The organism is Rheinheimera fenheensis (assembly GCF_039871805.1).
Taxonomy (GTDB): Bacteria; Pseudomonadota; Gammaproteobacteria; order Enterobacterales; family Alteromonadaceae; genus Alishewanella; species Alishewanella fenheensis.
Window position 1 is genome coordinate 139,041 of sequence record NZ_JBDPJM010000004.1, and the last position, 15,595, is coordinate 154,635.

A 15,595-nucleotide genomic window follows, 5' to 3' on the forward strand; every position below is an offset into this window, starting at 1 on the left:
CATACGCAACAACTCTGTGGAACATTAAAATAAAATCTATAACCTGTGAAGCGAGCCCAATGAACATTCCATATTCTGTAAAGTTTAAATTTTTTGATTTCTGGAAAGGCTTAGTTAAAGGTACATTGTTAATCCAGCGCAAACTGCGCGGCCATTTAAACGAGCAAAATAAAAATTGGCCAGCTGAAAAGCGCTATACGCACGGCTATTTCTATCAAGGTTTGGAAGAACTCGGCATTACCGGGGCAAAACCAACCGGTTTCAGGTTTAAGCAATATGATGTCGATGACATACTTCAAGACGCTAGGGTTCTTGATATTGGCAGCAATTGCGGTTTTGTAGCGGTTTACTGTGCCAAACGCGCCAAAACCGTTACCGCTGTTGAGTTAAACCCGTATTTGAACAAGATTGCTATCGATACGGCACAATATTTTAAGTTAGATAATATAAATGTTGTTGAAGATGATTTTGTTACTTATACCACCGCGCAAAAATTCGACGTAATTTTATCACTATCAAACCATCACACTATTGATGGCAATCTTTATATGAGCTTCGAAGAGTACATCAAAAAAATCGTATCGATGTTATCGCCCGACGGCTATCTGTTGTTTGAGAGTCACAATGTATTTGGTCCAGGTCTGGGCGGTGTTGGCGATGATGGTGATATGGAATTAAAAGTAGCCATAATGAATAAGTACTTCGATATAACGCGCTATCGTATGGTTAATTGTTTTTTGAAACATGGTAAAGGTGATATCAATAAGTTATTTATTGTTGCCCGCCTGAATAGCGCTCCAAAACAAGTTGATTTTAATCTGGCTGAAGCCAAACAAAAATTTTCATATTAAGTCAGTCTTGCCAGCCACTGTTTAACTTGGTCAGGACTAACAGTATACTGTCGGTAATACAACTCCCGGCTGTCATGTATCCCTGTGCGGTAAAGAATATAATCTAATTGCACACCATATACTTGAGCCAAATGTGAAAAACAAGCAAAATCTCCAAACTCTTCCGGCATCCAGCACAAGGCCCGGCAGCCAGATTTGGCAAATAATAAATTACTCCAGGCTGCGCCAGTTGGCCCCACTATGAATTCAGCTTGATTAATCAACGCTACTTGCTGTGCAAAACTGAGGTCTTCCATATACACCTCACTGAAGCCGTGCGTTTCCAATACCTGCCAAATTTGTTGTTGATTGTATGCACGTAACGACTGCTTACGAGCAAGAAATACCTTTTTAGAATTGCCTTCTATGCTAGTTGCTCCAGAAACTTTTAACCCGGCATTACGCACAAAATTCAAGGCGTCAGTATCCGCATAATAGTCTTCTAATTGACACCAGGCATCTTTCCTGAAATGCGTCACGAAAAAGCAAGGAGAGGTAAGCAGGTACAGATCGCCCACCAAATAACTTACTGCACTTTGCAGATAAATAACTGGCCGTTTTAGTTGTATCGCATCCAGAATCTCGCGTATTGCGGCAATCTTCTTTGCATGTGCTGAAATTAAAATGGGCAACTCAGCAAATACCGGGGATAATTGCTGTACATAATGTAACTGCGTTAATGTTTCCAGTAACCAGTGGTAATAATTTGTTTCACTTACCCCATTTATTAGAATACCTTTCGGAAGTTGCGTTGGCTTATCCGCAACCCGAACCAGAGCCCGATGCTCACTATGGCAAACTATTTGTCCACCAGCGTAATCTGCTTTGCTGACATCAGATGCCAATACCCGCTCCAATATCACGGTACCATCGGCTAACACCACGGAGCGGGAAGTAGAATTACAAACGGCTGAATTAAAGTAATACAACGCTATCTCAGGCCGGGTGACAGGACGATAATTGGGCTGCCTCGCATGCGAGGATGGTCCGTAGACGTTGATAGTTGCTTCAGACTTGAATAGTTCCGCCACTGAATTATGACACTGATCTAACCAAGTAACTTTGCATAGTTTGAGTCCTTTCCGCCTGCTGACTGATGAAAACCGGAAGCGAAAAAATGCTGAAGATATCAATTCTGACTGGCTGCAAATACGTTTATATATCCATTGTTGCCACCACATATCACATCGTTGCCAAAATGTGCTACGACTTTGGAACTGGTGAAACAATGCGATTTTATCAGGTGGTACATGCAATAGCTTCACGAGCTGATGATAGATTTCCTGATGATAGTCACTAGCAATAATAATAAGATCGGCTGCAAGTTTATTGATCTCACCAGCACTGTAAACTTGCTTGCCACAAAAGCGATTCCCTTGCTTTTCAGGATTATTATCGACAAACCCAACTACCTTGAAATGTCGCCGTTGCTGTTGATAAAAAGACGCGCCGCCAGCCCCAGTGCCAAAAATCAGTATTCTTTTTTTTCCTTTTATTAGCTTAAGCATCAGAGTTTGTCTCAGCTCGAAAAGCTTCGCCAGTCATGCAACCAATTTTCCGTCGTCGCCAATTTTTGGTAAAGCATGATATCCGTTGGAGTATCAACTTCCACCCAACCGCCTCTTACCGGCACTGCGGCTATTTTCATCCCTTTGCTCAACAGCAAACTCAGCAAAGTTGTCATATCAATATTTTTTCTCTGGTCGCCAGCAAAAGCATCAACGATGTCACAAATTTGTCGCCATCCGTGTGGGGTAATTTTCAACAACCCCATATACTGGCCCTGTATTTCTGCTAACGTTGTAGCGTGCCCGCCAACTTTCTGCAACCATCCTCCCTCTTGCATAAAGCATTCGGCATCAGTCAAAGGCTCTACAAAACGTTTGCGCCACAAATCCAGCCATAATTCATCATACGTGATAGCGATATCTGCCGGACAGGCTATTAAACGCCGCACTATATCTGTTCGATAAACAATATCACCATAACTGACGATATGCGCCTCAGCGGAGAGTCGCTCTGACGCGCATAAAAGACTGCCAAAGATATTAGTGGAATCCCATTCTGGGTTATAAATATGCATATCGCCATAAGCTGCTAAAGCCTCTGCGCAATATCCGGTAACTATGCAGCAATTTTTCACATTGGCAGCTCTTAGTGTATCCAATTGCCACTGTAACAAAGGTTTACCCGAAAGCTCTGTCAGGGTTTTGGGTGAAGACGCTGTCAAATCCCCCAAACGGGATCCACGCCCCGCCGCTAATACAATTGATTTCATACAATACTTATCCAAATAACCATTTAAACAGTGCCCGGTTAAAATCTTGTAGCACCTCTTCACGCTCAGGGTGCCACATAATACCAAGCCACGGAAGTTGATGATGACGGAAGGCCTCACAACTATTTTCAGTACTGGCAATACTTTCTAAAGTAGTTGGCAGAGGAAAGGTAATAATATTGCTATGAAAAGAGTTAACCTCTGGAAAGAGTTGCTGGGGCGAAACTTTCCATGGAAATGCCGGGTTTAACATAATTTGATGAGGCGTCGCCACATGAGAGGTATCCTGGCTTAAGCGACCATATTCACTTAATAGCATTAACTGCATACCGCGACAAACACCAAGCACAGGTATATGCTCCATCCTTGCATATTCCAGTAATGCCCGCTCCGTGATATCCCGTTGCAAATCGATGCCAATATCGTCACCGCCGGAAAAGATTAGCCCATCAATCTGCCACGTTTTAAGATAATTAACAGCATCAGTGCCAATATTAGGTATGAGCAACCAGTTGTTGTGCCAGCCTATTTCCCGAAACAACCTGTACCAATCTCTGGCCAAAGCATCTCTGGATTCCTGATAGCCATGTGCCACACTGTTGCGCAGTGTAATTCCTATTCTTCTCATGGTTTATACCATATTGAGCTTTTTATCCCTACAATTCAAAATCATACTTCTCCCATTTACCAAACTGTTAAATAACTGTTCACCGCACCCAATAGCAGCTGGCACCCGATGTTCCGCACAACGGATTGCCATATGAGAATTTGTTCCACCAAATTTGGTAACCAGCCCAGCAATCTCTTGAGTAAATATCCAGTCATAACCCGGGTCAGCATTTTCAATACAAACAATCTTACCTGCCAATTCCATTGAAGCATCTGTGGCGGAATTTAAGATAAAGACTGCAGCCTCAATATAAGATTCTGTAATAAAATTTGGCATAGCACGATACAGAGGTACAATGTAAACATCTTCCGGACTTAGAATTAAGTGTGATAGCCTAAGCAAAGCCCCTTGTTCATATTGATGCCGTAATTTTTCAACTTCCTGCAGCAAAATACGATCAGCTTCATCCAGTAAAGGATTAACCATAAGCTGCAAAATAGTTTCGATATTAAGGAATGATAAATCTTCTCTTGATAATCCAGCATCAGCCCCCCACTGCACTAAGATGTCAAGAGCATCCGACAAATCACGGGTAAACACCAACTTAGCATATTCCCTGCCCGCAATAGCCTGACAGGCATAAGACAATAGCTCTTCGGCCTTCAACTGCCAACCTTGCTTATCAATCAAGCCCTGTAAGGCTAATATTTCTTCATGACTCCAGTTAAAGGCTCTTTCTGAATTCGCAGTAGCAAAAGGAGCTTCTCCTTTTAGTTTGAATAAATCCACCCGCTCATCGTAACGCAGAGACGTAATATCATAAGTGCCGGGGCGAAGATGGCCATAGGTGGCAAAAAAACTGTGGCTGCTGAGCCTTCCATCCAATACCGCATCATAGTCATTAGTAAACTGATAAGACACGGTTTGGATACTTTGTTTCCACAGCTGCAAACGCTCTGCCGTGAAAGCTCCTTGTGCTGACGCTGAACGCATCAAAGCTTCTGCGATAAAAGCATGGCGAGCAATAATAGCAAAATGTAATACACCAATATCACGGCACTCGTGCAATAGTACGCTGATATCTAACAAACAATTACTACCGGATTTTGGCTGCTGTCTATCGGCACGGTCGGCTATAAATTTCAATGAATCTTTTAAGTTTCCTTTACAGCTCCCTGATATAGCATCTGAAGTCAGTGCAGATAATTGCTGCCGATACTCGCTGAATTGTATATCTGTCAATAGGCCGGCATAACGCTGCTCGAAATGTTGGTTAAACTGAAAATCCATACATGTTTGAGCTACCTCAAATTCAACTTTGTCATGCAGTTCAGGGTGCCGGCTCAAATAATCAATCCAACCATCAATAAGCTTTTCTGCCGTTTCAGCAGCAACATTCTGTGGCAGAAATGAATTAAAGCTAGCTCTGACATCAATATAAGGATGATGACCAATAACATACATTAATGGCTGATGCCTTACATGATGATAACCAATTAATGCTCTGGCCTGACTCCAGACGGAATCGGTTACCAGATAGCGATACAATGAACTTGATAAAGGTCTCGCGAAAGAACCAATTATCTCAGCAGGATTCCAGTCCGGCATGCTGCCAAAAATACTACGTTTACCATAAACGCCTCTTTTTTCTCCAAGCTGAGAACGTAAAAATAAACTGACATGTTCAAGCTGACGATTAACTCTGCGTTCTGTTACTGGATGCCAACGATTACATACACTGATTCGCCGCACCTGAAAGATATAAACAGTGCGGTTTGCATCGACAGCAAACTCAATATCCAGCGGCACATTTCCGCATAACGTCTCTAGCTCCTGAGTTGCTTTTAACACCTGCCTCAAGCGCTCCGACTTTACTTGGGACAAACAGGTGTTGCGACATATCAAAACTGTTTTCTGAATACCTGTTCCACCAGTGATCGTATCAGTTACACCGCTTTCGTCATCGTAGTTTATTGTGTAATACGGCGCTCCCTTTTGCAGATCGTGAGTCATCACGACTCCGCTCATCTGCACCGCAGTCAACATTGGCTGTATCAGAACTTGATTATTAGGGTCATTATTAACACCAAAAGAATCGATCACATTATGCACAGCGTTAGTAATATCGACCATTGAGCTGGCTGACACATTCAAGTAACTTTTATACGCCCCAGCCAGAGAACTTGTAGCAGCATCTTCATTTTGCGCGCTTGAGCGCACAATTAACTTGTCCGTAGCCATCTGCTGAATAAGAGCAAGAAACCTTTCCGGTGTCTGCTGCCATAACTCAGCTGAAAAATAAACCGATGGTAGAATAACGCTGTTTTTCAACCACAAACGTAAATTCTCTAATGTCTCGGCTTTAGTTCCCCAGACGATACTTGTTTCAATCATTATGACGCTCCCGAATCAACAGTGAGCAAAGCCAGATGCTTCAGAACCGGATGAATAATAAAATAAGGTGGATGCTCTTCTTGCTGCGCTACCGGTACAGGAAGAGCGCCATGCTCTTGTTTATAAGCCAGTACTTTAACCAGAACATCCGCTCTAATCACGTTGTCATATAAATAATCAATATCTGTACCAGCTGGGGGCAGTGCATAGCGACAGACCAATAAGACAGGGCCGGTGTCGATTGACTCATCCAGCAATATTGCGCTGGCAGCACACTGCCTATGCTCAAGAATTTCATAGTATATTGTTGTGCTCCCCCGGTAACGAGGCAAAGCACCGCTGTGAATGTGAAGCACCGGTGCGCATTTGAGAACAAATGCAGGGACAATTTGACCGCCGTACCCCGAAAAGACTAACAATGAGGGTTGAAGCATCTGCAACAGCTCCTGCAATTCAACAGAATCTAACGCTGTCGACTCACAAACATAACTGCACCAACCGAGGCGCCTGATGATATCAGCTGCAGGCAAAGTAACATCCGGGCAAAACAATCCCAAAGATAAATGTGCAGGGGTAAGGTTGCGTTGGCTATTAACTGCAGTACTGTTTGTACCATAAAGAACAACCGCTTCAGGTTCAATCCCTGCGGCCGCCAGCGCTTGTATATAGGCTGAAGAACGAGTGTTGTGCGCGCAGAGGATCACCAACCCAGATTGCTTCATGTAAGTTCCCTCTGTAATAATTTCAGCAGTTCATCCTCTTTCCGCAATATCCAGGCAAAGTACGCTTTTTCTTCATGTGCCAATCTGGCAACCTGAGTTGATACGGTATCATTTATCTTTAGCAAAGCACTTAGCCAATAAGCCGCATGATTTACTGGCCATTGCTGGATGCAGCATTCCGCCAGTAGCAAATAATTTAGCAACGTCGTATAACTTTCACGAGTTTTTATTGCTTTACCCTCAGTACTGTAATGCATATACAGCCGCTTCGAAACTTCGAATTTTTTTAAATAAAATAATAACTTGCCAATATCTGACGATTTAGTTCTCCCGCGACGGCCTGCAAGACAAACCGCCGTCAAATCGCCCTCGGTACCTACTGCACCGGCATTCAGATCCAGCAAAGCTGGAAATGGTAACTTCATCAGTATGTGTTGGCGTTGTGCGTTCCAAGCGTTAATGAATGGTATTCCGAAATACGCGGTATATTGATATTTTTGCGGATGCGCTAGCAAGTCTCCTTCTGCATACTCATACTTCATCTACATCCTCACTAATCAGCTGCATAATTTCTTTCAAAAACATAGGTATACTTTCTTCATCGTACCTATTTCGAATCACCAGATCTGGTTTTTCAGGTGCGGTATACGGAATATCAATGCCGACTACATTTTTGGTCTCACCGCTTAAACAGGCTTTGTACAAGCCCTTATTATCTCTTTCTATCAACTGTTGTATCGGCACATCGACAAAAATCTCTTTATATTTACTAAAGTCTTTTCTGTTCTGTTCGCTCAAGTGAGGAAAAACACAAAGCATAGAGCAAACGACATCAATTTTCTGACGATCCAACCAGCGGCATAAGGCTTGTATGCGTTCTGCGTTTAAACGCCGACCTTCTAAGGTGTAGGCCTCCGATGTTTGATCATGTTTGAATAACTCTCTTATTTCATCTCCATCAATCAACACAGTGTGCTGGCGCAGCTGTTTAAGTTCGGTATACAGTGCTTTTGCGATCGTACTTTTCCCAGCCCCAGATAACCCAACTAACCAAATTACCATTTAATTATCCTGTCTTGTCAGCCGTATAATATTTTCAACATTTTGAAGCGCATGAAATGCCAGTACTGCGGAAAAACCATAGCTGGGAAGAAAGTAATAATTTCGCAACTCTTGCCGAACCGCCCGCTGTTTCCGCCATATAGCCTGGTCTTCAATAATATCCTGTAGCTGCCAGCGCTCACTGGCGTCAATATTGACAATATGTTGTCGCAGTAAAACGTCAGGCGAATCGCTTCCAACCAATGGGTCTTGCTCTGGGTTTGGCAAATTAAACAATAGCAAGGGTTTATCCAGGTAAATTGCGCCAAATGCTGTACCGCCATAGTCACAGATCACTATATCAGCTAACCGAAATAACTGCAGATTGTCAAAGGGTTGCGTTATAACTGAGCGAAAATTGTAGCTGCTTAGATGAGCAAGTTTTTCAGGCTCTGCAGCTGCGCTTAGCGGGTGGGTTTTAACAATAATATTGTAGTGCTGACTTAACGAGCCCATCACATCAACAAAATATGGTAGTGAAGATAACTCCTTCCAGGTGGGTAACCATAGTATCGTTTTTTTACCGGGGTCTAATGTGCGGCCTGAGGGTAACTGAGCTGCTTCTTGCGGCATCTTAAAGTATGCATCATAACGAGGGTATCCCATCTGAAAGATACTTGCATTACAACATTGCGACAACTTTCTCGCTTGCCAGGGACCAAAGCACAAAATTAAATCGTAATCATTGTTCCAGGAAGCAAAATTATGTTTTGCTTTGCCCAGCGCATACATAAAACGGACGCGCCGAATACCTAATGCATGAATAATTGGCTTTTTGTTATAACCATGCATACTGATATGGGAAACTACTACAGGATATCGATATCCTGAGTGAATAATATCTAAGCTGTCATAACTGCGATAACCATGTGTTGCCAAAGCTTTGCGTATCTCTTCTTTATCTTCATCTGAGCCATGCAAAATCACGTCAAAACCATCTACACCGAGCAACAACCACAGCGGTTGGTAGTGATGGCACATTTCTGCAGTGTGAATAAAAAAACCGACAGGCGCGTAAGGATATTCTGTCATGGTTTATCCTGTTATTTTATTGCATATGTTTCAGCATCTTACTCAACATAATTAAAACTGTTGCATTGTGCTATTATCTGGCTGATGGCCTCTTGCGTTAAAGTAGGGTCCATCGGTAAGCTCAGGATTTGCTCCTGAATCCTCTCTGTCAAGGGATAACTCAGCAGATTGTACTCAGGAAATGCTGCCTGTTGATGAGCCGCTAGTGGATAGTGAACTAAGGTCTCAATCCCTGCCGCAGCCAAATGTTGCTGTAATTTACTCCGCTGATGACAACGTACGACAAACAGATGCCATACATGCTGCTCAGGCATCCCCGGTTCAGGCAACTGTATCGCGGGATTCGTTATACCTTCAAGATATAGCTGAGCTATGTATCTGCGCTGTTGAATATTATCCTGTAAATACTTCAGTTTCACGTTTAACATTGCAGCTTGAATTTCATCAAGACGGCTATTGATACCTTTATATTTATGAATATATTTTTTGTCTGAGCCATAATTTCGCACTGCGTTCAGAATCTGATACAGAGCTTCATCGTCTGTAGTTATAGCTCCTGCATCTCCCAATGCACCAAGATTTTTGCCCGGATAAAAACTGAAGCCGGCTGCATTGCCCCAGCTTCCGGCCCTACGCCCTAGCACTGACGCCCCATGAGCTTGAGCTGAATCTTCAAGTACCAACAGACCATGTTGCTTTGCAACGCAAAGTAACGCATCCATCTCTGCAAGCCGCCCATATAAATGCACAGGCATCAATACCCGTGTACGCTCAGTAAGGGCTGTATTCACCCCATCCAGACCAAGGTTAAAACTGTGTGGTTCAGGTTCAACTAATACCGGAACCAGTTGATTCTCGGTAATGGCCAGAATACTGGCAATGAATGTATTTGCCGGTACGATGACTTCATCGCCATTGGTTAGTAATCCAAGTTCCTTCCATGCTCTCAACGTCAGCCGAAGTGCATCCAATCCATTTGCTACACCTACGCAGTAGCGACTGCCGCAATAAGCCGCAAACTCTCGCTCAAACAGCTCTAATTCAGGCCCATTAATATAGTAGCCGGATTCAATTACTCTGTTGCAAGCAGCAAGTAGCTGTGGCTTCAACTGGCCATTAATAGCTGCTAAATCCAGAAATTTAGTCATCCACCATATACCTTATGATCCGCGCAGGGTTGCCCACTACCACAGCCCTGTCAGGTACGTTCTTAACTACCACAGCACCAGCCCCAACCATCGCATTTTCACCAATGATAACGCCAGGTAAAAGAGTTGCATTGGCCCCTATACTGGCACCTTTTTTAACTATTATGCCAAGCCACTGTTTTGGATATAAACCAGACTTCGGGTGCTTGTCATTGGTAAATGTCGCATTAGGGCCGATAAAAACGTCATCCTCTATTCTGGTACCATCCCATAGAAAAACACCACTTTTCACGGTTACCCGATCACCGATAATTACATCATTCTCAATAAAAGTATGCGCACAGACATTACATCTTTCTCCCACTCTAGCGTGAGGTAAAATCACAGCAAACTGCCATATCCGAGTGCCGGTACCGATCGTTGCAGACTGCACGTCCGCTAAAGGGTGGACCTGTACCATCGTATTCCGATTGCCCATGATTATTCTTTCTTATCCTCAGCTCTGCTGACTCAGCGCGATAAAATGCTCATAATCTCGAATATAATCTGCTTCGTCATATCGAGCATCAGCCAACACCATCAGGACGCAGTCATCTTTAAAGTCAGACATTTCCCGCCAAATCATATTACCTACAAATAATGCAGTATCAGGCCTGTCCAGCACGATCTCTTCCCGACATTTCCCGTCGTCTAAGACGAACTTGCAACTGCCGTGCAGACATACCACTAACTGCTTTAACTTCTTATGAGCATGAAAACCTCGCGCATGGCCATTTAGTTGTGTAAGGTAATATACTCGGGCAATAGCAAAAGGAACGGTCTTTTTTCCTTCAATGGCAATCAGGTCACCGCGACCATCACCTATAGATTGCAATGAAACTTTCTTTATCAGGGACATGATGACTCCTTTACTAAAGAGGACAAATATTGACCATAATCATTTTTTGCATAGCGTTTAGCCTGATCGATAACCTTAGTTATAGAAATCCAACCTCTGTTAAAAGCTATTTCTTCCAGACAAGCAATCTTAAAGCCCTGCCTTCTTTCCACAGTTTCAACATATTGTGCCGCTTCTAACAAACTTGCGTGGGTGCCACTATCGAGCCATGCAATGCCCCTTCCTAGCCGCTCGACTACGAGAGGTTTGATACTCAGATACATATTTATAAGATCTGTTATTTCCAACTCCCCCCGTGCGGAAGGAACAACTTTCTTAGCCATTGCAATTACGTCATTTTCAAAAAAATATAAACCTGTCGCAACGAAGTTTGATTTTGGCTTTTTTGGCTTTTCCGTAAGTGCTTTAACTCTGAAATGCTCATCAAACTCAATTACTCCAAATCGTTCAGGATCCTTGACCTCATATCCAAATATTGTCGCATGTTCACTTATCGCAGCCTTTTGCAACTTGGGTGAAAGACCACTGCCATAGAAAATGTTATCCCCAAGGATCAGACAGACAGGATCGCCCTGCAGAAAATCCTCTGCCAGTATAAATGCCTGTGGCAGCCCTTCTGGTTTTTCCTGTGCCTGATAACTTAATTTAAGCCCCCACTGTGAACCATCCCCCAACAGCGCCTGAAATAACGGCTGCTGCTGCACCGTGGTAATAATTAGAATATCGCGAATATTAGCCAGCATAAGTGTTGACAAAGGGTAGTAAATCAACGGCTTATCGTAAACGGGTAACAACTGCTTGGAAATGACCTCTGTGACAGGAAACAATCTGCTTCCTGTGCCTCCTGCCAGAATAATTCCTTTGCGCATGCTGACACTCACTTAGTGGTGATATTAATTAGTTATCGGCGCTTATACTGCCAGCTTTAATTCGTCCTATAACGGCTTAACTAAACATTTTGCTCACTGAAACACCATCCAATTGCATAGGCTCAGCAACATAACTGGTGACAGCATCGGCCAGATAACTGCGCCATAATGCCAGTACTGCATTATATGAATCTAAAAAGTCTGGGGCATCTGCGCTAATACCAGACATAAGCTTGGTCAGAACCCCCAACACGTAGTTAGAACTGCCATAAAACAAATAGAAAGTCAGGTCTGCATTATCTGCACTGCGTTGACGCAAGTATTGCCATTGCTTGTCGATCAGAGCCTTGGCACACTCTCTGTCAGTTACATCATCAGCAATCATGTCCTGCCAGCTGGCGACACTGTGCTCTAACCTGGCGAAATCAAGCGTTTGGAAAATCTGCTCGGCTTTATCTGCAAAGGCTGGATAATAGGCAGTATCAATAAAATGCCGTAGTAGTGTTGCTTTGTCATACTGAGTGTTTGGCAATAAAATATTTTCCGGCTGCAGGCTGGTAGTGCCTGCTATTTTGACACCATCACTACAATTGTATATCTCTACTGTTTTATCGGTTTGTGCAAGTACCTGTTCCAACAACTTTCTGGAAACATCAAATTCAGGTTTGGTGTAGACAAAAGGTCTGAAATTACCCGGCGAAGGAATACCACCACCGTGTGCCCTCTGATAGTCATACACTTCTTTGCCATCGGTTTTGTAATATGCCGAGTGTTTGGAATGATGCTGACGAATATCAACGTAGCCCAAATCCACGCCAAACAGATAAAACAACTTAAAGCCCGCTGCCAACATGTAGTTAACCACAAGGTTCGTTACCGTTGGATAGGCATACTTTAAAGCAGCGATATCTATCTGGTTATCAAGCTTACTCAGCCCGCCCTGAAACAAATATGTCGACGACTCGCCTTGCTTAAATGCTAATAACGTCTGTGCAAACAGCGCTGCAGTGTCTGGATGGATACCGTTAACACTGATAAGTTGGATGCTTTTTAGATAGTCTGCGTCATTCACCTGGGTGATCCAATCATAGGTCGCCCGGTTTTGCTCAACTTCTGCATGAAAATCAGGTTGAATGCCATTTCGATGCAACGAGCGTAACGCTGTGCCGCAACTGACCAAAATAACCTGATCGCGGTACTGACGCAGGTAGTCGAAGCATTGATCTAAACTGGGGCCGTTACCGACAACAAACACCGGAAGTGACGTAACCTGTTTCGAGCTGGCGTTATGCCAGTTTTTTCTCAGAAAACGATGATGTTGTACGCTGTAGTATGTATGAGAGATACCATAACGTACGTGATCAAAATACTCGCCCAGTGCCAACACCACGCGTAGCTGCGCTCGTAAATCAAATATGGCTTTTTGCATATTCTCATTAAAATAAGAGCTGAGCATATAGGTGTCAGCAATAGAGTATGCGCCGACCTTATAAAATTGCAGCATCAGATCGGTAAAGTAATTTGAACCATCCCCCCCTAAATTGAGGTAAACACGCAAGTTCTGCTGTTCAGCACGGTCGAATATCGCTTTCCAATCACACACATATAAGCTGTACACAAAGAAATCGAGGTTTGGCTCGCAGATATACAGATTTTTGATCTGATGTTTTTGCGTTAATAACTCAATGTGTTTACCCAGACCGATGCCAAAAATAATCAGTGATTCAACAAGCTCCGGCAAATGGCTCTTATCGTTAATAATTTTATTGATGTGAACCTGCAACTGGCTGACATAGGTAAAGTGCAGGTAATGTGCAAGTTTCGACCCGGTACGCTGACCTAATATCACATCATCTTTAAACGGGTTAGTAGTGAAGTATTCTGTCAGGGTGGCTGATTCGTGTTGCAAATCCAGGTAAAACAGTCCCCTGCGCTCATTATGCAATAAATTGGCCTGCCCTGTTTCATCCGCAACTAACGACCAATGCTGGCATTTATGCGCCTGTACGGCCTTATAAACCGCAGGATAATACTGTTCCAATGCAGCCATATTCTGCTCATGCAGCGACATGTCTGCAGAAAAGTCTTTCACCTGTTGGTTACCCAAGGTATTAGCTGCGCGATCAGGAACATAATCATAGAAGGAGTTATACGGGCTGAAATGCTGACCTGTATTTGTCAGCATCGCCGTATTGCCGGAAAGCTCGAATAAGGTACTGAGCACCTTATCCATAACAGGATGAAAGCAATGCCGGTATAAATGAATCCGGTTTACCTGCGCTATCTGTAACAATTCGGCCAAATCTTCCGGCACTGAGCTGGCATCATTGCCTAATTGCAAGAATACCTGAGTACCCAGTGCCGAGGCGGTATTAAAAAGTTCTGTCCAGTCATTGGCTTGTACTGAGCACAGCAAAGTATCCAGGCTCGGTTCATAGACTATCAGGTACTTAACGCGAACATTCTGTAGTAGTTCATTGAGCTGATAGCCCAGCCCCAAGCCAAACATCATCACAAGATCGATACGGGCTGGCAACGGCTCGGTTGGCCAACTGTTATTACCGGCAGCTTTATCTACACTTAAATCAATGTAGGGCGCCTGCGCACAGAAGCTTTGCACTTCTTCCGCCACTTCGGCAAAGGGGGTTTCGCTGTACCACACCCTGCCGGTAGCAAAATCAACAATATTTAACTCGCCCTGGCGGGTACAAAACACTGAGTATTGCTGAATAGCATGCTGCTCTATCATCGGCACTACACTGGGGATGTGCTGTGCAAAAGCAGACATATTGGCTTTAAAACGCTGATTGATTTGAGCAGAGATATCACGCTCCAGCTTGGCTTGCCTGGTATCGTCAGTGTCCAGCTGGTAGTTAATGTATTTCAGCATACAGGGCCTGATAGTAAGGTTTAGTTATGTTGGCCGTAGCTGTGGCGGGCACGCCTGCCTTTTTGAATCGTCAGCATACTCTCAGCCACTGCATCTCGTTGTGCCGACAGTTTTGCCATTGTTTTCTGTAACCAGTCAAGGTTTTGTTGTAAAAATTCGGCCGACTCGGCCGGTGTATCTAAGGGATCTGTAGGGGTAGCCAGCAAGGTATTCAGTTTAGCCACTAACGCCGCAGCTTCCTCTACCGAGTATAACTCGGTTTGAAAAAGCTGCTCAATCTGTTCTTGTAGTAACTGGCATTGCTGCGCTTTTTCGCCCAGGCGCATCAAGCCCCCACAGCTTGCTGCTGAGTCTTTTGTGCCTGCAGCTGATACCCTTTCTCACGTTCAGAAACCGGTATTTGGTCCCAGGCCCCTTTTATGGTGAGCAGAATTTCCATTACTTCATCCAGCTTGGCGATACTTTTTTCGCGGCTGGCCTGAATCAGGTGATTAAGCATAAAGTCATAAAGTGAGAACAGGTTATCTGAAATCTCGCCCGCAGTCATATCCAGCGAGCCCTGCAGCGACGAGATGATAGAAATAGCTTTGCTGATAGCGCCCGATTTACCAGCATAATCTTTACGCTCAATACAGCCTTTGGCTTTGGCCATGTTTTCCAAAGCACCTTGCATTAATAACTGAATAACACGGTGTGGGTCGGCAACGGCCAGGTCATCTTTAATACCAACGGCTTTATAGGCTTTAATTCCATAACTCATGGT

The 15,595-nt window shown here is 43.8% G+C and carries 16 protein-coding genes; 1 reads left to right on the top strand and 15 read right to left on the bottom strand.

Going from position 1 to position 15,595, the window contains the following annotated elements; translation table 11 throughout:
• Positions 1-59: 59 nt before the first annotated feature.
• The gene (locus ABGI61_RS07970) at positions 60-851 is read left to right on the top strand and encodes a class I SAM-dependent methyltransferase (protein WP_347599501.1); all 792 of its coding nucleotides are present in this window, start codon (positions 60-62) and stop codon (positions 849-851) included.
• On the opposite strand, the gene ABGI61_RS07975 is transcribed toward ABGI61_RS07970, so the two are convergent.
• The 15 genes from ABGI61_RS07975 to fliS form a co-directional block, all read right to left on the bottom strand.
• Positions 848-2,398: a glycosyltransferase family 61 protein gene (locus ABGI61_RS07975; RefSeq protein ID WP_347599504.1), complete on the bottom strand. Its 1,551-nt coding sequence runs from the start codon at positions 2,396-2,398 to the stop codon at positions 848-850. The genes ABGI61_RS07970 and ABGI61_RS07975 overlap by 4 nt on opposite strands.
• An 11-nt stretch (positions 2,399-2,409) precedes the next feature.
• Complete coding sequence (locus tag ABGI61_RS07980) at positions 2,410-3,168, bottom strand: phosphocholine cytidylyltransferase family protein (protein WP_347599507.1); 759 nt, start codon at positions 3,166-3,168, stop codon at positions 2,410-2,412.
• Positions 3,169-3,175: 7 nt separating this feature from the next.
• Positions 3,176-3,796 carry a gamma-glutamyl-gamma-aminobutyrate hydrolase family protein gene (locus ABGI61_RS07985; RefSeq protein WP_347599510.1) on the bottom strand — a complete coding sequence of 207 codons (621 nt, stop codon included), beginning with the start codon at positions 3,794-3,796 and terminating at the stop codon, positions 3,176-3,178.
• 3 nt (positions 3,797-3,799) lie between these two features.
• Positions 3,800-6,172, bottom strand: coding sequence for a PEP/pyruvate-binding domain-containing protein (locus ABGI61_RS07990; protein ID WP_347599513.1), 2,373 nt, complete (start codon positions 6,170-6,172; stop codon positions 3,800-3,802).
• On the bottom strand, positions 6,172-6,894 hold the full coding sequence (locus ABGI61_RS07995; RefSeq protein ID WP_347599516.1) for a formyltransferase family protein: 723 nt from the start codon (positions 6,892-6,894) through the stop codon (positions 6,172-6,174). The genes ABGI61_RS07990 and ABGI61_RS07995 overlap by 1 nt, the downstream gene beginning before the upstream one ends.
• Entirely contained in the window at positions 6,891-7,436 is a 546-nt protein-coding gene (locus ABGI61_RS08000; protein WP_347599519.1) for a hypothetical protein, read from the bottom strand. Before ABGI61_RS08000 ends, ABGI61_RS07995 begins: the two co-directional genes overlap by 4 nt.
• On the bottom strand, positions 7,426-7,956 hold the full coding sequence (locus ABGI61_RS08005; protein ID WP_347599522.1) for an adenylyl-sulfate kinase: 531 nt from the start codon (positions 7,954-7,956) through the stop codon (positions 7,426-7,428). The genes ABGI61_RS08000 and ABGI61_RS08005 overlap by 11 nt, the downstream gene beginning before the upstream one ends.
• Positions 7,957-9,027, bottom strand: a complete 1,071-nt coding sequence (locus ABGI61_RS08010; protein WP_347599524.1) for a CDP-glycerol glycerophosphotransferase family protein — start codon at positions 9,025-9,027, stop codon at positions 7,957-7,959. It abuts the gene before it with no gap.
• Positions 9,028-9,065: 38 nt separating this feature from the next.
• Positions 9,066-10,175, bottom strand: coding sequence for a DegT/DnrJ/EryC1/StrS family aminotransferase (locus ABGI61_RS08015; protein WP_347599526.1), 1,110 nt, complete (start codon positions 10,173-10,175; stop codon positions 9,066-9,068).
• Entirely contained in the window at positions 10,168-10,635 is a 468-nt protein-coding gene (locus tag ABGI61_RS08020; RefSeq protein WP_347599529.1) for an acyltransferase, read from the bottom strand. The genes ABGI61_RS08015 and ABGI61_RS08020 overlap by 8 nt, the downstream gene beginning before the upstream one ends.
• A 36-nt stretch (positions 10,636-10,671) precedes the next feature.
• Positions 10,672-11,073 (bottom strand): sugar 3,4-ketoisomerase, encoded by a 402-nt coding sequence (locus ABGI61_RS08025; protein ID WP_347599532.1) that lies wholly within the window; start codon positions 11,071-11,073, stop codon positions 10,672-10,674.
• Positions 11,064-11,942, bottom strand: coding sequence for a glucose-1-phosphate thymidylyltransferase RfbA (gene rfbA, locus ABGI61_RS08030; RefSeq protein WP_347599535.1), 879 nt, complete (start codon positions 11,940-11,942; stop codon positions 11,064-11,066). The genes ABGI61_RS08025 and rfbA overlap by 10 nt, the downstream gene beginning before the upstream one ends.
• Positions 11,943-12,018: 76 nt before the next feature.
• Positions 12,019-14,832 (bottom strand): 6-hydroxymethylpterin diphosphokinase MptE-like protein, encoded by a 2,814-nt coding sequence (locus ABGI61_RS08035; RefSeq protein WP_347599538.1) that lies wholly within the window; start codon positions 14,830-14,832, stop codon positions 12,019-12,021.
• 20 nt (positions 14,833-14,852) lie between these two features.
• Positions 14,853-15,158 (bottom strand): hypothetical protein, encoded by a 306-nt coding sequence (locus ABGI61_RS08040; protein ID WP_347599541.1) that lies wholly within the window; start codon positions 15,156-15,158, stop codon positions 14,853-14,855.
• Positions 15,158-15,592: a flagellar export chaperone FliS gene (fliS, locus tag ABGI61_RS08045; protein WP_347599544.1), complete on the bottom strand. Its 435-nt coding sequence runs from the start codon at positions 15,590-15,592 to the stop codon at positions 15,158-15,160. The genes ABGI61_RS08040 and fliS overlap by 1 nt, the downstream gene beginning before the upstream one ends.
• Positions 15,593-15,595 lie beyond the last annotated feature (3 nt).